This is a genomic window from Saccharopolyspora erythraea, from assembly GCF_018141105.1.
In the GTDB taxonomy this organism is placed as follows: domain Bacteria; phylum Actinomycetota; class Actinomycetes; order Mycobacteriales; family Pseudonocardiaceae; genus Saccharopolyspora_D; species Saccharopolyspora_D erythraea_A.
Genome location: NZ_CP054839.1, coordinates 5,183,796 through 5,199,911, shown reverse-complemented (window position 1 = coordinate 5,199,911; position 16,116 = coordinate 5,183,796). Strand labels below are relative to the sequence as shown.

Here is a 16,116-nt window from a genome sequence, read left to right as displayed (position 1 = left end):
GCCTCGATGCCCGCTTCGCTGCGCGGTCGTTCGACCGCACGGAGTACACCTGCCGTTGATCACAGACCCTATCGCTGCGCCGACCGGCTCCGGAACGGATTCGCAAGGTTGGACGGAGCCGCGGGTGAACGGGTTCGGCGAGACTCACCCGGAAAGCGCAATGCGCACCGCGCTTCCGCCGGAGCGCGCGTTCTCCGGCGACGGCGACCCGCAGGCCATGGTGCGGGGTCTGGGGGTGCCGGGAGAGGCGGTGGAGAACGGTGTGCAGGGTGCGTGCTGGGGGGATGGTCGCTGCGGTCCCTCCAGGCGCCGTCGGCGCCGCTCAGCCGCCGGCCGCCACTGTGGTCCAGCATCCCGGTGCGGTCACAGACCGCTCGGCGGTGCCCGACAGGCGGCGCTCGACAGATGGTCCACTGTGGAACCGGGTCCGCCGCTGAGCACGCGGCGGACCCGGCCGGGTCAGGGCAGGATGCTGTCGACGTAGCCGCCGTCGACCCGCAGCGCCCCGCCGGTCGTGGCCGACGACAGCGGCGAGCTCAGGTACACCACCATGTTGGCGATCTCCTCCGGCTCGATCAGGCGCTGGATCAGCGACTGCGGCCGGTGCAGCTGCATGAACTCCCGCTGCGCCCGCTCCCACGGCAGGTCCTGGTCGACCAGCTCGTAGACGAACTTCTCCACGCCCTCGGTGTGGGTCGGCCCGGCGAGCACCGAGTTCACGGTCACGCCGGTGCCCGCCGCCTCCTTGGCGAAGCCGCGGGAGGCGGCCAGCAGGGCGGTCTTGGACATGCCGTAGTGGATCATCTCCGCCGGGGTCACCACCGCCGAGTCGCTGGCGATGTACTGCACGCGGCCCCAGCCCCGCTCGACCATGCCGGGCAGGTACGAGCGGGTGAGGCGCACCGCGGACAGGACGTTGACCTCGAAGTAGCGCCGCCACTCGTCGTCGGTGATCTCCAGCGCGGGCTGGGCGCCGAAGATGCCGAGGTTGTTGACCAGGACGTCGACGTGGGGCAGCTGCTCCACGAGCTGCCGCGCCCCTTCCTCGCTCGCGACGTCGGCGGCGACCGGCACCACGTCGGCACCGGCGACCTCGTCGCGCAGCCGCTGCGCGGCCTCCTCCGTGGTGCCGCCCTTGCGGCCGTTGACCGCGACGCGGGCGCCCGAACGGGCCAGGGCGGTGGCGATCGCCGCGCCGATGCCCTGCGTGGAACCGGTGACCAGCGCGGTCTTGCCGGTGAGGTCCAACTGCATCTGCCAAAACCCTTTCCTCGTGCCGGGAGGGAACAGCGTCCCGCCCAGTGTTGTGCGGACCGGTCGGCTCCGCGCGCGATGAGACTCGCGGGCGCCGGGACCGGATTGCTCAGGCGACGTTGAAGGTGTCGGGGTCGGGCCCGGTGCGCTCGTCGCGGTCGAGCGCGGCCAGCGTCGTCAGGTCCGCCTCGTCCAGGGCGAAGCCGAAGACGTCGAGGTTCTCCCGCATGCGAGACGGCGTGACCGACTTCGGGATGACGACGTTGCCCAGCTGCAGGTGCCAGCGCAGCACGACCTGCGCGGGCGTGCGGCCGTGCTTGCGCGCCAGGTCCGCGACGACGGGCTCGGACAGCAGCTCGCCGCCCTTGGCCAGCGGGCTCCACGCCTCGGTGGCGATGCCGTGCTCGGCGTCGTAGCGGCGGACCTCGGCCTGCTGGAGGAATGGGTGCAGCTCGACCTGGTTCACCGCGGGCACCACGTCGCCGTGCTCGGCGAGGCCGCGCAGGTGCGCGGGCTGGAAGTTGGAGACGCCGATCGCGCGGACCCGCCCCTGTGAGTACAGCTCCTCCATGGCGCGCCAGGTCTCTCCGTAGAGACCGCGCTCGGGGACCGGCCAGTGGATCAGGTAGAGGTCCAGGTGGTCGAGGCCGAGCAGCTCCAGGCTGGTGTCGAAGGCCCGCAGCGCGTTGTCGTAGCCCTGGTCGGCGTTCCACAGCTTCGTGGTGACGAACAGCTCGTCGCGGGCCAGCCCGGACTCGGCGAGCGCGCGGCCGACGGCGGCCTCGTTGCCGTACGCGGCGGCGGTGTCGATGCTGCGGTAGCCCGCTTCGAGCGCGGCGCCGACCGCGGCGGCCGTCTCGTCCTCGGGGACCTGGAAGACGCCGTAGCCGAGCTGGGGCATCTCGACGCCGTTGTTGAGCGTGACCGAGGGAACACTGGTCATCGGTGGTGCGTCCTTTCGGAAGTTCTGCGTAGGCCCGGATCCGGGCAGGCGGGGGAGTGGCGGGGTGCCCGGAAGGCACCGCGCCGGATTACAACCACACGCCTTTATTTGCACACGCCTCATATTGTAGGGGCGTGTTACATCGGTACGCAACGAGGGGTGGCGACCACCGGGAACCGAGTGCCCGGCTCGTCTGCGTCAGCGCCTCGACGAGGCGGGGTCGACACTTCGGGGCCAGGTGCCACCGGCTGTGGACGCATGAGACATCGGCGGCCTGGCATGGAAAAGCAGCACGGCGCCAACGGAAAGCGTTGGATGCGGCGCGTTCGCTCGAAGGTGCGGCGAGGAGGCGTTCACGCGTCAGGGAACTGCTGCAAGCTGAAGTGCTTCGGTGGCGGCGCTGTTGCCACCGCCGTCACCGAAGCACCCGGGCAGGGACCGGCGACCCCAGCCGCGCTGCCGCGCGTCGCGGTCCTGCCCTGTTCGGCACCGGCCCGCGGTCAGCTCCCGCGGTTCTCGCCCAGCTCTTCGACGATCGGGTTGCTCGGCACCTCGGTCTCGTGCTCGGCGAGACCGTCCTTGGTGTGCTGCCGCGCCTGCTGGGCCTTGTCCGAGCTGGACTGCCCCTCTTCGATCCCCTTGTCCAGGGGAGCCGAGCGGATGACCTCCTCGACGTTGCCGTAGTCGGCGAGCGGCAGCGCTCGCAGCGCGCGCAACGTCTCCTCGTCGGCGCCGTTGCCGGCGGCGTAGTCGACGATCTGCTCCTTGCTCGCAGGGAAGTCCGCAGCCGAGAGGGTCGCCTCCAGCGTCGAACGATCCGTGCTCATGTCGCCTCCTGTACCTGCGGGGTCGCTTGCCGTTTCAACTCACGGGATTGCCCGGGCGTGCCGCGGCGAAACCCCTGCGGGGCACGAAGTCGATCATTCTCCCGGCCATGCGGTGCGGGCTGTCGACCCCCGGATGGTGAGCTCGCTGGGGAACGTCTGCCTGCGAGGCGGCAGCGAACGGTCCTCGACGCGTTCGAGCAGCAGCCCGACCGCGGCGCGCGCCATGTCGGCGATGGGCTGGCGGACGGTGGTCAGGTCGTAGGAGTCCCACGCCGTCATGGCGATGTCGTCGTAGCCGACCACCCACACGTCCTGCGGGACGCGGCGTCCGAGTGACACCGCGCCGTCCACCGCGCCCAGCGCGGTGAGGTCGTTGGCGCAGAACACCGCGGTGGGCGGCTCCTCCTGCGAGAGCAGGTCGCGCATCGCCCTCCGCGACACGTCGTGGGCGAAGCCGCCCTGCCTGGTCAGCGCCTCGGCCAGCGGATGTCGGAGTTCGGCCAGCCGCTCGCGGAAGCCCTGCTCGCGGTGGCGCGCCGTGCTCGGCAGCTCGGGGCCACGCAGGAAGCCGATCCGGGTGTGCCCGCCCGCCACCAGGTAGTCGGCGACCGCGCGGCCGCCCGCGACGTTGTCGGTGGTGACCTGGTCGCATTCCAGCGAGTCCAGGCCGCGGTGCAGCAACACCACCGGGTCGCCGCGCCGCAGCGCCTCGGCGAGCTCGGCCGAGCCCTCGGTGACGGTCGTGAAGATCAGGCCGTCGACCGTGCCGTCGTCCAGCGCCGCCAGCGCGCTGGACCCGCCGAAGTCGGGGGCGTTCCACAGGACCATCCGCTGCCCGGCCTCGCCCAGCGCCTGCCCGACCGCCTCGAGCAGCTGCGGGTAGAAGGGGTTGGTGATGTCGGCGACCACGACGCCGACCGTGCCGGTGCGCCGGGTCCGCATCGTGCGCGCCGCGGCGTGCGGCCGGTAGCCGGCCTCCTTCATCGCGGCCAGCACGCGCTCCCTGGTCGCCGCGGCGACCTTGGTGCTGCCCTGCAGGACTCGTGACACCGTCATCTGGGAGACGCCGGCGAGTTGGGCTACGTCCCGGCTGGTGACCACCGGGCACCTCCATGCCTGGATCGAGAAAGGGCCGTCGGGGGTTTACGTAAACAAGACTACCGCCCTATGGTTCTTCGCCAAGAGGATGTGTACGTAAACATGCGAAGGATCGCCACCCATGTCTCTCGCCCTGAAAACCCCGGACGCCCGCTCCGCGGCCGCCGCGACCTCGCTTCCCGACGTGCAGGAGAAGGTCGAGTCGATCATCGCCGACATCCGGACCCGCGGTGACCAGGCGGTCCGCGAGTACTCGGCCCGCTTCGACCGCTGGGAGCCGGAGTCGTTCCGCCTCTCCTCCGAGCAGATCGCCGAGATCGTCGCGCGGGTGCCCGAGCAGGTCATCGCCGACATCGAGTTCGTCCAGCGGCAGGTGCGCACCTTCGCCGAGCACCAGCTCGCCTCGATGCGGGAGTTCGAGGTGGAGACCCTGCCCGGGGTCCACCTGGGCCAGAAGCACATCCCGATCGCCGCGGCCGGCGCCTACGTGCCCGGCGGCCGCTACCCGCTGCTGGCCTCGGCGCACATGACGATCCTGACGGCCAAGGCCGCGGGCGTGCCGCGGGTGGTCGCCTGCACGCCGCCGATCCGCGGCGAGATCCCCGACGCCACGGTCGCCGCCATGCACCTGGCCGGTGCCGACGAGATCCACCTGCTCGGCGGCGTGCAGGCGGTGGTGAGCATGGCGCTGGGCACCGAGAGCATGGAGTCGGTGGACATGCTGGCCGGCCCCGGCAACGCCTTCGTGGCCGAGGCCAAGCGCCAGCTCTTCGGCGAGGTCGGCATCGACCTGTTCGCGGGCCCGACCGAGGTGCTCGTCGTCGCCGACGAGACCGCCGACCCGTTCGTCACGGCCGTCGACCTGCTCAGCCAGGCCGAGCACGGCCCCGACTCGCCCGCGGTGCTGATCACCACCTCGCAGGCCCTCGGCAGGCAGGTCATCAACGAGATCGACGAGCTGCTGCTCGAGATGCCCACGCGCGACAACGCCGAACCCGCGTGGCGCGACCACGGCGAGGTCCACGTCGTCGCCGACCTCGACGAGGCCTACGCGCTGGCCGACACCTACGCCAGCGAGCACGTGCAGATCCTCACCGCGAACCCGCGCGAGGCGCTGGAGAAGATGCGCAACTACGGTGCGCTGTTCCTCGGCGAGGGCACGTGCGTTTCCTACGGGGACAAGGTGATCGGCACCAACCACGTGCTGCCCACCCGCGGAGCGGCCCGCTACACCGGCGGGCTGTGGGTCGGCAAGTACCTCAAGACCGTCACCTACCAGGAGGTCACCGACCAGGCCGCCAGCGCCCGGCTCGGCGAGGTGTGCGGTCGCGCCGCGCGCGTGGAGCTGTTCGAGGGCCACGCCCGCTCCGGCGACGTCCGCGCCGCCAAGTACGCCGACGCGCCGCTGCCCTGGGCGCCCGGCGCCGTCGCCCGCTCCTGACCGGCCCCGACCAGAAAGCACGGCATGTCCTCCAACGCAACGAAGCGCACCGGGGCCTCGTCCGCGCCGAGGACGCTGACCTCGAGCACCATCGGCAGCGTCATCGAGTGGTACGACTTCACCATCTACGGCACCGCGGCCGCGCTGATCTTCAACCGGCTGTTCTTCAGCGACGTCAGTCCCACCGCGGGCACGCTGGCCGCGTTCGGGACGTTCGCCGCCGGTTTCGTCGCGCGTCCGGTCGGCGGTTTCGTCGCCGGGCACTACGGCGACCGGCTGGGCCGCAAGGCGATGCTGGTGGCGACCCTGCTGCTGATGGGCGCCGCCACCACGCTGATCGGCCTGCTGCCGACCTACGAGCAGGTCGGCGTCATCGCGCCCGTGCTACTGGTCGTGCTGCGGCTCGTCCAGGGCTTCGCCGTCGGCGGCGAATGGGGTGGTGCGGTCCTGATGGCCGTGGAACACGCCCCCGACGACAAGCGCGGCCGGTACGGCGCGTGGCCGCAGACCGGTGTGTCGGCCGGGCTCCTGCTCGGCACCGGCGTGTTCAGCCTCGTCTCCGCGCTGCCGGAGCCGCAGCTGCTCGCCTGGGGCTGGAGGGTGCCGTTCCTGCTGAGCATCGTGCTGGCCGTGGTGGGCCTCTACATCCGGTTCCGCATCAACGAGTCGGAGTCGTTCGCGGCGGCCACCGCCGCGGAGGGCCCGGCGCGCAGGCCGCTGGTCGAGGTGCTGCGGACCCATCCGAAGCAGATCCTGATCGCGGTCGGGGTCCGCTTCGCCGAAGGCGGCAACTACTACGTGTTCACCGTCTTCATCCTCAGCTACGTCACCCAGCATCTCGGACTGCCGCGCCAGGCCGGGCTCACCGGCGTGATGCTGGCGGCGGCGCTGAACATCGTGGCGCTGCCGCTGTGGGGCGCGTTGTCGGACCGGGTCGGCCGCAGGCCGGTGTTCATCGGTGGCGCGCTGTTCATGGCCGCCTACGCCTGGCCGTTCTTCCTGCTGGTCGACACCCGGTCGCCGGCACTGATCGCGCTGGCCCTGGCGGTCGCGCTCGCCGTCCCGCACGGCGCGGTGTTCGCACCGATCGCGGCGTTCTACACCGAGCTGTTCGAGCCCCGGGTCCGCTACAGCGGCGTGTCGATCGGCTACCAGATCGGCAGCGTGCTCCTCGGCGGGTTCACCCCGCTGCTGGCCACCTCGCTGATCATGTCGTCCGGCGGCGCGTCGTGGAGCGTCGCGGCGCTGGTCGCCGCCGGGGCGCTGGTCGCGGCCGCGTCGATGTTCGCCGCACCGGAGACGTTCCGGCGCGGCCTGCACGCCGGGCGGGAGCCGGAGTCCGCAGGGGAGAAGGCCGCCGTCTGACCGCGTGCTCGCCGCCGGGAGTCCCGCGGGGTTCCCGGCGGCGAGGCGTCTTCGCCCCACGACTGGACGCCGGGGCCGGTACGCTGAGCGGGGTCATGGGATCGGGATCGAAGGCGCACCGCGTGCGGATCGGTACCTCCGGGTGGGTCTACGAGCCTTGGCGCGGCTCGTTCTACCCGGCCGGCCTGCGGCGTGGCGGAGAGCTGGAGTACCTGTCCAGCAAGCTCGACTCCGCCGAGATCAACGCGTCCTTCTACTCGTTGCGGCGGCCGGAGAGCTACCGCGACTGGGCGGCGCAGACGCCCGCCGACTTCCTGTTCGCGGTCAAGGGAAGCCGCTACATCACGCACATGAAGAAGCTGCGCGGCGTCGAGACGGCGATGGCCAACTTCTTCGCCTCCGGTGTGCTCGCCCTCGGCGGCAAGCTGGGGCCGCTGCTGTGGCAGCTGCCGCCGTCGCTGGGTTTCGACGCCGAGCGGCTCGCGGAGTTCTTCGCCCTGCTGCCCCGGAGCACCGGCGCGGCGGCGGACCTGGCGGCCCGGCACGACGACCGCCTGCGCGGCCGCGCGTTGACCGAGACCGAGATCGACCAGCCGCTGCGCCACGCCCTGGAGGTCCGCCACCCGAGCTTCGCCGGCGCCGAGGCAGTGGAGCTGTTGCGGGAGCACGACATCGGGCTCGTCGTCGCCGACACCGCCGGGAAGTGGCCGTACCTGGAGGACGTCACCAGCGACTTCGTCTACGTCCGGCTGCACGGTGCCGAGGAGCTCTACGTCAGCGGCTACACCGGCAGCGCGCTCGACCGCTGGGCGGGAATGGTGCACGACTGGCACCAGGGCCGCAGTCCGCGCACCGCCCACACTGTCGCTCCGCCCGCGCGGCGGACGAAAGGCCGGGACGTCTACGTCTACTTCGACAACGACGTCAAGGTCCACGCCCCCTACGACGCCATCGCGCTGGCGCAGCGCTGCGAGCGGCCGGCGGGGCGGGGCTAGGGGGCGGAGCCGCCCGGAAGTCGTTGCGGCTGCGCGCCTTCGCGCGCGCTCGCGACCAGGTCGCGAGCGAAGCTCGTGCCCGGCGCCGAGAGCAGGGTGTGCGTCGGGGCGGTTTCCACGCAGCGTCCCGCTTCCAGCACGTAGATCTCGTCGGCCACTGAGGCGACGGCAGGCAGGTCGTGGCTGATCAGCACCAGCGCGACACCGGTGGACCGCACCGCGTCGGCGAGCAGTTCGAGCAGTCCGGCCTGGTGCACCGGGTCCTGCCCGGAGGTGATCTCGTCGCAGACCAGCACCGCCGGGTCCGCCGCGAGCGCGCGGGCCACCGCGGCTCGTTGCAGCTGGCCGCCGGACAGTGCGCCGGGGCGGCGGCCGGTCTGCTCCGGCGTCACGCCCGCACCGCTGAGCAGACGGGCCGCTTCGGTGCGCGCTTCCTGCTTTCCGCCGCCCCGGGCCAGCCGCACGGCTCGCGCGACCTGCGCCAGGACCGGGCTGAACTGGTCGAACGAGGCACGCGCGTCCTGGTGCACGTACTGGACCCTGCGCCGCTGGATTTTCGTGCGACGCTGGACGGCGGGAGCGAGCACGGTGCCGTCGAGCACGACTTCGCCGGTGTCCGGCTTGCTCAGACCCGCCAGGCAGCGGGCGAGCGTGGTCTTGCCCGCTCCGGATCGTCCGACGAGCGCCAGGCAGTGCCCGGGCACGACGTCGATGTCCACATCGGACAACAGTCGTCGTCCGTTCGCTGCCCGCTTGCCGAGTCCTCGGGCTCGAAGGCCGCTTCTCGCCGCGGTGCCGGGTTTCTCCTGTGCCGCAACGGGTGCGGCGCTGGACTCCAGGCGAGGCTCGGCGGCGAGAAGCCTCCGGGTCCAGTCGTGCCCGGGGTCGGACAGCACCGTGTTCGCGGGCCCGTGCTCGACGCTGCGACCGTCGCGCAGGACCACCACCTCGTCGGCGATCCGACGGGCCAGCGCGAGATCGTGGGTGAGCACGACCAGTGAGGTCCCGGCGCCGGACAACCGCTCCAGCGTTCCCGCGAGCTCGGACTTCGTGATGGCGTCCAGCCCCGTCGCGGGTTCGTCCAGGACGAGGATTCCGGGACGTGCGACCAGCGCTTGGGCCAGTGCCACGCGTTGCTGCTGTCCGCCGGAGAGCTGGTGGGGGAAGCTCCGGAGCAGTTGGGGCAGCGGCTCCAGCCGTGCCGCACGCAGCGCTTCGCCGACGGCTTCCTCGCGGTCGTGCCGTGTCGCGTGCACCACCGCGGCGAGTTCCTCCAGCACGCCGCCGATCCGCCGCACGGGGTTGAGCACCGCGCCCGGGTGCTGCGGCAGGTAGCCGATGCCGTTGGCGCGCGCCGCCCGGCGCTGCCGTGCGGGCAGCCCGAGCAGTTCGCCGGTACCGAGCCGGACGCTGCCCGCGAGCCGGATGCCCGTGCGGTGTTCACCCTGCAGCGCCAGGCCGAGTGTGGTCTTGCCCGCGCCGGACTCGCCGAGCACCGCGACCACCGCCCCCGCCGCCACGTCGAGGTCGATCTCGTCCAGCAGCCGCTGTGCACCGGTGAGCGCGCTGAGTCCCCGCGCGCTGAGCACCGATTCGCTCATGACCGGACCTCCCCGCGGCCGGTGAGGAACTGGTCGGCGAGGAGGTTGACGCCCATGCACAGCGCGACGAGCAGGCCCGCCGGGACCAGCACCGCGAACGGTTGCAGGAACAGGGCTTCCTTGTTGCGCTCCACGAGCACCGCCCAGTCGCTGGAGGCCGGCGGCAGCCCGAGCCCCAGGAAGTTCGCCGACGCGACGAGGTAGAGCACCAGCCCGAGCCGCGTACCGGCGTCGGTGGCGACCGGCCCGAGCGCGGCCCGGCCGACGTGGCCCAGGTGGATCCGCCACCACGATTCCCCTTGCATGGTCAGTGCTTCCACCGTCGCCCGGCAGCCGGGGGCCAGCGCCGCGCTGCGCGCGATGCGGACCACGGCGGGAAGCTGGAGCACCGCGATGGCCAGAACCAGGGCGGGTGCGCCGCGCCAGTCGACGGCGGCCAGCACCAGCAGCACCAGCAGCCCGGGAAGCGCCAGCACGAAGTCCAGGACGCGGAGCAGCCCGCCGGACACCCACCGGCTGCGAGCGCCCGCGACCAGCAGTCCCAGCGGAACGCCGGCGAGGTAGCTGAGCAGCAGCGACAGACCGGTCAGCGCGGCGATCGAAGCTCCGCCGGTCAGCACGAGATCGAGCACGTCGCGGCCGAGCGCGTCGGTGCCCAGCGGGTGCCCGGTGTCCGGCGGCATCAGCGGCGGCGACTTCGAGTCCGCCGGTCCCGCCACGAACCCGCCGAACAGGGCCATGAGCGCGGGTACGGCGAGCAACACCGCGGCGGAGGCCGCCGCGAGCAGGCGGGTCACGCCATCACCTCCCGTTGCGGTACGAGCCGCTTGGCGGCGATGTCGGCGAGCATGTTGACCGCGATCGTGACGGCGGCGAACACCAGCGCGTAAGCCTGCACCGAAGGCAGGTCGCGTGCCATGACGGCGTTGACGAAGCCGGAGCCCATGCCCGGCAGCGCGAACACCGCCTCGACGACGACCACGCCGCCGAGCAGCCCGTCGACCACCCTCGCCAGCTGCTGCACCGCGGGGCCGATCGCGTTGGGCAGCACGTGGCGCAGCACCACGGTCCGCTCCGGCAGGCCGTGGAATCGGACGTGCGTCGCGTACTCCGCGTCGTCGGCTTCGGCGACGCCGATTCGCACCTGCCGCGCCAGACCGCAGAGCTGTTTGCCGACCAGCACGCTGACGGGAAGCACCAGCAACGCCGGCTGGGCGGCCAGCTCCCAGCCCGACGCACCGGCGGCGGTGGCCGGAAGCCACGCGAGGTGCAGCGCGAAAAGCCCCACGAGCAGCAGTGCCAGCGCGAACTCCGGCACCGAGTTGAGCAGGAGCACCGCGCTGTTGAGCACCCGGTCCGGCAGCGAGCCGCGACGCAGGCCGCCGGCCACGCCGATCGCCACCGCCAGCGGCACCACGACGACCAGTGCCACGACCGCGAGTAGCGCCGTCGTGGTGAACCCGCGCGCGATGTCCTCGGTGACCGGGAGCCCGGTGAGCGACGAGCGGCCGAGATCGCCGTGGAGCAGACCGCCCGCCCACGCCGCGAAGCGTTCGAGCGGTGGCCGGTCCAGGTGCATCCGCTCCCGCAGTGCCGCGAGCTGTTCCTCGGTCGCGTGCTCGCCCAGCACCACCACCGCGGTGTCACCGGGTAGCAGCGACGTCAGCGCGAACACCGCCACCGACACCGCGACGAGCTGGAGGGCGGCGGTGGCCGCGCGCCGCAGCGCGGCAAGCGCCATCAGCCCACGACCGCGCGGTCGAAGCGCGCCCAGTCCAGCGAGTTCGGCGGTGCCGGGCGCAGCCCGCCGACCGAACTGGAGACCGCCACGTTCCAGTCGCTGAACCCCCACACCAGCAGACCGCTCTGGTCACGCGCGAGCCGCTGGGCGTCGGCGAAAAGCCGGCTGCGATCGGCTTCGCCGGGCGAGCCCATCGCGCGGGAGAACAGGGCGTCGAACTCCGCCGAGCGGTAGCCGGTGTAGTTGTTGCTCCCGGCGGTTCCGCGCATGCGCTGTTCCAGGAACGCGGGCAGCGGCAGGGGAGCGGTCCTGGTGTGGGCGGCGGTGCCGATCTTCTTGATGTCGGAGAAGTAGGTCTCCGACGGCCCCACGCGCGGGGCCGCCCGCAGGCCGATCTCGGCGAGCTGCTGGGAGAGCAGGATCGCCGCCGACTCGAAGTAGGGGTCGGCCGCGCTGGTGTGCAGGTCGAAGGCCAGGCCCTCCGCGCCGGCCTCCCGCACCAGTGAGCGTGCGAGCTCGACATCGCGTTCGCGGGGAGGCAGATCCTGCGGGTAGTACTCCAGCCCCATGCCGAACAGGTCGTTGCCGGGCTTGCCGTGACCGCTCAGCACCACGTCGACCAGCGCGCGTCTGTCCACACCGGACACGATCGCGCGCACCAGGCGCGGATCGTCGAACGGAGGCCGGTCGACCTTCAGCGCCACCGCCTGCATCGTCCCGCCGGTCGCGGCGAGCACGCGGGTGCGCGAGTCGCGCCCCAGCAGCGTGGCCGAGTTCGCGCTGACGTCGTGGGCGTAGTGCACCTGGCCGGACAGCAGCGCCGCAACCCGCGCGCTCTCCTCGTTGACCGGCACGAACTCCAGCTCGGGCGGAGTCGGCGCACCCTCCCAGTACCCGTCGAAGCGGGCGAGGACGGTCGAGCCGCCGGGCTGGAACGACTTGAACCGGAAGGGCCCGGAGCCGACCGGCGCGGAGAATCCGGTCGTGCCCGCGGGCACGATCTCGGTGGCGGGAGCGCCCCAGGCCGAGGGGAACTCGAAGTTCGGCTCCCGCAGCACCAGTTCCAGCTCGGTGGCCGAGCGCACGCGGCTCGCACCGAAGTCGACCCCGGCGAACTGCCGCGCCGCGGGCGAGCCCGTGGCCGGGTCGGCGACACGGCGGTAGCTGTAGAGCACGTCGTCGGCGGTGACGGGCCGGTTGTCGTGGAACCGGGCGGCGCGCAGCCGGACCGACCACCGGGTGCCGGTGGCGTCGGGCTCCCACGACTCGGCCAGGCGCGGTACCGGGCTCATGTCGTCGGCGTAGCCGACGAGCGTGTCGAACAGCGCCTTCGCCCGCGCCTGGTCGACGAACAGGGAGCTGGTGTGCGGGTCGAGCGTCTCCTTGGCCCCGGCGGTGGGGAACGCCACCCGCAACCGCCCGTCAGGCGCGCCCGCCGCACCGCAGGCGGCCAGCGGCGCGGCGGCGACCGCGCCGAGCGCGGCCTTGAGCGCGGTCCGTCGATCGAAGCGAAGCACTACGCCGTCCCCTCCCGGGTCGTCGCGGGCACCGGTTCGGCCCGCTCGGTGCGGCCGAGCAGGCCGCGTCGTTCCATCAGCGCCGCACCCGCGCCGCCGGCCAGCCCGACCACGAGCAGCGCCAGCCACGGCGACCAGGCCAGCGCCGTCTCGCCGGTGAGGTCGAGCAGCGCCCCGGCCAGCCAGCCGACCCCGGCCGCGACCACGCTGGAGACGAGGTAGTAGAAGCCGTAGTAGGTCCCCGCCAGCCGCTCGCTGCCCACCAGCGGCAGCAGTTCCATCGCGAACGGGTTGGTGATCGCCATCCCGACGGTGAACAGCGCGGTGGTCAGCAGCACCGGCACGCACACAGCGGCGGTCGCGGCCCAGTCGAGCTCGCCGCTCGCCCGCACCGGCAGCAGCGGACCGGTCAGCATCACCGGCACGAAGGAAACGCCCATGCACGTCAGCCCGATGGCGACCGAGCGGCCCGCGCTCCACCTCTGCCTGCACCACCGCGTGATGCGCACCTGGCCGAGGACGCCGATCAGCGTGGAGACCGCGAAGACCACCGCTACCGCCTCGCTCAGCCCGGAGACGCGCTGCGCCTCCAGCGGCAGCGAGAGGTAGAGCTGGTTGTAGAGCCCGAAGTACGCCGACAGCGCCAGCGTGAACGCCAGGAACCTGCGGTTGGCCACGACGGTGCGCCAGCTGCCCAGCACGCTCTGGCGCTGGGGCTCGACCTCGCGGTGGGGGAGCACGACGGCCTGCGCGATCGTCAGCACCGCGAACGCGACGCACGCCACGACCGCGATCAGCCGGAAGTCGACCCGCAGCAGCGCGGCGCCCAGCAGCGGACCGACGAGCGTGCCCGCGTGGGCGAACACGTTGAACACGGCGAAGGTCTCGGCGCGCCGTTCTCCCGCCTCGTGCATCAGGTAGGTGCGCACGGCGGGGTTGAACAGCGCGCCCGCCAGCCCGGTGAGCATGGCCGCCGCGAACAGCCCGGGCAGCGAGGTCAGCACGCTGAACAGCCCGAAGGCCAGCACCCGCAGCGCGCAGCCGGTGATGATCATCGGCCGGCAGCCGAGCCGGTCGGCGGCGGTGCCACCGAGCAGGAACATCCCCTGCTGGCTCAGGTTGCGCACGCCCAGCACCAGGCCGACCACCGCGGCGCCGTAGCCGAGGTTGTGGCTCATGTAGGCGGCCAGGAACGGCATGAGCATGTAGAAGCCCACGTTGATGCCGAACTGGTTGACCACCAGCAGCTTGGAGGCGGGCGAGAGCCGCCGGAACTCGCTGGTGTTCACAGCGCGTCCTCCTCTCCGCACACGGTGCAGGGCAGCCCCTCGGCGGAGCGCAGGGAACAGGGGTCGACGACCTTGCCGGTGCGCACCCAGCCGAGGGCCGAGTGCGGTCCGGCGTCGTCGAGCGGTTCGGTGACCGGGGCGCCCAGGTGGTGCTCGGCGAGGTAGTCGTCGGCGTAGATCGACTGCCAGTAGCGGTGCGGCCCGTCGGGGAAGACCCCGCAGACCCGGTCCGAGCCCAGCTCCCGGGCGCACCACGCGGCGGCCATCGCCACCGCTCCGGTGCTCCAGCCGCCGGTGACGAACGCCCCGGCGGCGAGCCTGCGGCAGGAGTCGGCGGCTTCGGCCGGTCCGATCCAGTGCACTTCGTCGAAGATGTCGTAGTCGACGTTGCCCGGGTGGATGCTGCTGCCCAGCCCGCGCATCAGCCGCCGCGCGGCGTCCTGGCCGAACACCGTGGAGCCGACCGAGTCCACCCCGACGATGCGCACGTGCGGCCACCGCGCGCGCACGACCGGCGCTATCCCCGCGCTGTGCCCGCCGGTGCCGACGCTGCACACCACCGCGTCCAGCTGGTCGAACTGCTGCACCAGTTCCTCGCCCAGACCGCGGTACCCGGCCGGGTTGTCGGGGTTGTTGTACTGGTCGGGCCAGTAGGCGCCGGGGAGTTCGGCGAGCAGTCGCGCCACGCGTTCGCGGCGGGCGCGCTGCCATCCGCCGACCGGATGCGGTTCGGTCACGATCTCGACCCGGGCGCCGTGGGCGCGCAGGAGTGCCGCGGTCATCCCGTCGAGCTCGCGGTCGGCGACGATCACGACCGGATGTCCCAGCGCGGTGCCGACGCAGGCGAGCCCGATGCCCAGCGTGCCGCTGGTCGACTCGACCACCGCGCCACCCGGGCGCAGCTCGCCCCGGCGCCGGGCGCCCCGCAGCAGCGACAGCGCGGCCCTGGCCTTCATCCCGCCCGGCGCGAAACCCTCCAGCTTCGCCCAGAAACCGGGGTGGGGGTGAGGCAGCGGCGTGTCGACCCGCAGGACCGGGGTGTCGCCGATGAGGTCCAGGACCGAGGCGCACCTGGCCCCGCCGCGCACGTCGGCTCGAGCGGTCAGCACGTCGCATCACCGCCCTGGGCCACGTAGGTGTGGATGTCGGTGCCGTCGCCGGTGAGCCAGAAGAACGGGTAGGGCTCGGCCGACAGCGCGTGCACGTGGGTGCCGACCAGCTCCCGCAACACCGCGCTCCCGGTCTGGGCGAACACGACCAGCGCAAGCCCGCGTTCCCGGCACAGCGCGGAGATCTCGTCGAAGGTCCCGTTGCCCAGGACCATCCCCGAGGCGAGCACCGCGTCGGCGCGGGAGATCGCCTCGCGGTGGTCGGTCGTGACCGGCTCGCCCCACTCGGTCGTCCCGCCGCGCAGGTCACACGGGACGCGGTGCGCGCCGCGTTCGCCGAGCGCGGCGAGCAGCGAGTTCACCACCCCGATCACCGCGACCGCGCCGCCCGGCCGCACGGGCACCAGGTCGGCCACCGCGCGGGCCCTGGCCACCGACTTCTCCAGCGAGGTACCGGCAGGGACGTGCACGAGGCTGGACCTCGGGTGCTGGGAGTGCGGTTGCAGCCAGGCCAGGTAGGCGTCGAGCACGGCGACCCGGACCGGCGCCTGGCGGTGCCCGAGCAGCTCGGTGACGGTGCGGCCGGCGAGATCGCCCACGTCGAGCGAATCCGCCTCGCCGGCTTCGACGGCGCAGGAACCGACCGCGTTGCCTACCCGCACGCTCAGCACGAAGTTGGCGTAGCCCGAGCGCCTTCCGGCGTGTTGTGCACTTTGGACGGTCAGGAAAGCGACCGAGATCCGGGCCTGCTCGGTTCGCAGGTCGGCCGCGCGCCGTTCGTCGTCGGCGCGGGCCCGGTCGATCAGCGCGGTCAGCGCGGCGTGTTCGGGCGCGCGAGCAGGGGATGCGATGCCAGCAGGCACGGGTGTCTCCACGTGTGAGAGATCCGGAGTCGGGTGGAAATCCGCCGACGGGCGGACGAAGGAGGGGATCACG

Annotated in this window: 14 protein-coding genes; 3 read left to right on the top strand and 11 right to left on the bottom strand. The window is 72.5% G+C overall.

What is annotated here, in order from left to right:
• Positions 1-459: 459 nt before the first annotated feature.
• The 4 genes from HUO13_RS23375 to HUO13_RS23360 form a co-directional block, all read right to left on the bottom strand.
• Positions 460-1,254 carry an SDR family NAD(P)-dependent oxidoreductase gene (locus tag HUO13_RS23375; RefSeq protein WP_211897229.1) on the bottom strand — a complete coding sequence of 265 codons (795 nt, stop codon included), beginning with the start codon at positions 1,252-1,254 and terminating at the stop codon, positions 460-462.
• A gap of 109 nt (positions 1,255-1,363) precedes the next feature.
• Positions 1,364-2,197: an aldo/keto reductase gene (locus HUO13_RS23370; protein ID WP_211897228.1), complete on the bottom strand. Its 834-nt coding sequence runs from the start codon at positions 2,195-2,197 to the stop codon at positions 1,364-1,366.
• 500 nt (positions 2,198-2,697) lie between these two features.
• On the bottom strand, positions 2,698-3,024 hold the full coding sequence (locus HUO13_RS23365; protein WP_211897227.1) for a DUF2795 domain-containing protein: 327 nt from the start codon (positions 3,022-3,024) through the stop codon (positions 2,698-2,700).
• 93 nt (positions 3,025-3,117) lie between these two features.
• Positions 3,118-4,125: a LacI family DNA-binding transcriptional regulator gene (locus HUO13_RS23360; RefSeq protein WP_211897226.1), complete on the bottom strand. Its 1,008-nt coding sequence runs from the start codon at positions 4,123-4,125 to the stop codon at positions 3,118-3,120.
• 118 nt (positions 4,126-4,243) lie between these two features.
• Between HUO13_RS23360 and hisD the strand changes: the two genes are divergently transcribed.
• From hisD to HUO13_RS23345, 3 genes are all read left to right on the top strand, one after another.
• The gene (gene hisD / locus HUO13_RS23355; protein ID WP_249123977.1) at positions 4,244-5,563 is read left to right on the top strand and encodes a histidinol dehydrogenase; all 1,320 of its coding nucleotides are present in this window, start codon (positions 4,244-4,246) and stop codon (positions 5,561-5,563) included.
• 24 nt (positions 5,564-5,587) lie between these two features.
• Positions 5,588-6,928 carry an MFS transporter gene (locus tag HUO13_RS23350; protein WP_211897225.1) on the top strand — a complete coding sequence of 447 codons (1,341 nt, stop codon included), beginning with the start codon at positions 5,588-5,590 and terminating at the stop codon, positions 6,926-6,928.
• Between the two features lie 95 nt (positions 6,929-7,023).
• Entirely contained in the window at positions 7,024-7,923 is a 900-nt protein-coding gene (locus HUO13_RS23345; RefSeq protein WP_211897224.1) for a DUF72 domain-containing protein, read from the top strand.
• On the opposite strand, the gene HUO13_RS23340 is transcribed toward HUO13_RS23345, so the two are convergent.
• Genes HUO13_RS23340 through HUO13_RS23310 form a run of 7 tightly spaced genes read right to left on the bottom strand, consistent with a single transcriptional unit; the run spans position 7,920 to position 16,043 of the window.
• Positions 7,920-9,524: an ABC transporter ATP-binding protein gene (locus tag HUO13_RS23340; RefSeq protein ID WP_211897223.1), complete on the bottom strand. Its 1,605-nt coding sequence runs from the start codon at positions 9,522-9,524 to the stop codon at positions 7,920-7,922. The two genes, HUO13_RS23345 and HUO13_RS23340, sit on opposite strands and share 4 nt — an antisense overlap.
• Entirely contained in the window at positions 9,521-10,321 is an 801-nt protein-coding gene (locus tag HUO13_RS23335; protein ID WP_349253332.1) for an ABC transporter permease, read from the bottom strand. The genes HUO13_RS23340 and HUO13_RS23335 overlap by 4 nt, the downstream gene beginning before the upstream one ends.
• Positions 10,318-11,265, bottom strand: a complete 948-nt coding sequence (locus HUO13_RS23330; RefSeq protein WP_211897222.1) for an ABC transporter permease — start codon at positions 11,263-11,265, stop codon at positions 10,318-10,320. The genes HUO13_RS23335 and HUO13_RS23330 overlap by 4 nt, the downstream gene beginning before the upstream one ends.
• Entirely contained in the window at positions 11,265-12,782 is a 1,518-nt protein-coding gene (locus tag HUO13_RS23325; protein ID WP_349253331.1) for an ABC transporter substrate-binding protein, read from the bottom strand. Before HUO13_RS23325 ends, HUO13_RS23330 begins: the two co-directional genes overlap by 1 nt.
• Positions 12,782-14,071 carry an MFS transporter gene (locus HUO13_RS23320; RefSeq protein ID WP_211897221.1) on the bottom strand — a complete coding sequence of 430 codons (1,290 nt, stop codon included), beginning with the start codon at positions 14,069-14,071 and terminating at the stop codon, positions 12,782-12,784. Before HUO13_RS23320 ends, HUO13_RS23325 begins: the two co-directional genes overlap by 1 nt.
• Entirely contained in the window at positions 14,068-15,180 is a 1,113-nt protein-coding gene (locus HUO13_RS23315) for a PLP-dependent cysteine synthase family protein (RefSeq protein ID WP_249123976.1), read from the bottom strand. Before HUO13_RS23315 ends, HUO13_RS23320 begins: the two co-directional genes overlap by 4 nt.
• Positions 15,174-16,043: a Rossmann-like domain-containing protein gene (locus HUO13_RS23310; protein WP_249123975.1), complete on the bottom strand. Its 870-nt coding sequence runs from the start codon at positions 16,041-16,043 to the stop codon at positions 15,174-15,176. Before HUO13_RS23310 ends, HUO13_RS23315 begins: the two co-directional genes overlap by 7 nt.
• Positions 16,044-16,116 lie beyond the last annotated feature (73 nt).

What these genes read in the sequence shown, in the direction of transcription:
- HUO13_RS23375 (WP_211897229.1), bottom strand. Translation starts at nt 1,254, where the DNA reads ATGCAGTTGGACCTCACCGGCAAGACCGCGCTGGTCACCGGTTCCACG.
- HUO13_RS23370 (WP_211897228.1), bottom strand. Translation starts at nt 2,197, where the DNA reads ATGACCAGTGTTCCCTCGGTCACGCTCAACAACGGCGTCGAGATGCCC.
- HUO13_RS23365 (WP_211897227.1), bottom strand. Translation starts at nt 3,024, where the DNA reads ATGAGCACGGATCGTTCGACGCTGGAGGCGACCCTCTCGGCTGCGGAC.
- hisD (WP_249123977.1), top strand. Translation starts at nt 4,244, where the DNA reads ATGTCTCTCGCCCTGAAAACCCCGGACGCCCGCTCCGCGGCCGCCGCG.
- HUO13_RS23350 (WP_211897225.1), top strand. Translation starts at nt 5,588, where the DNA reads ATGTCCTCCAACGCAACGAAGCGCACCGGGGCCTCGTCCGCGCCGAGG.
- HUO13_RS23345 (WP_211897224.1), top strand. Translation starts at nt 7,024, where the DNA reads ATGGGATCGGGATCGAAGGCGCACCGCGTGCGGATCGGTACCTCCGGG.
- HUO13_RS23340 (WP_211897223.1), bottom strand. Translation starts at nt 9,524, where the DNA reads ATGAGCGAATCGGTGCTCAGCGCGCGGGGACTCAGCGCGCTCACCGGT.
- HUO13_RS23330 (WP_211897222.1), bottom strand. Translation starts at nt 11,265, where the DNA reads ATGGCGCTTGCCGCGCTGCGGCGCGCGGCCACCGCCGCCCTCCAGCTC.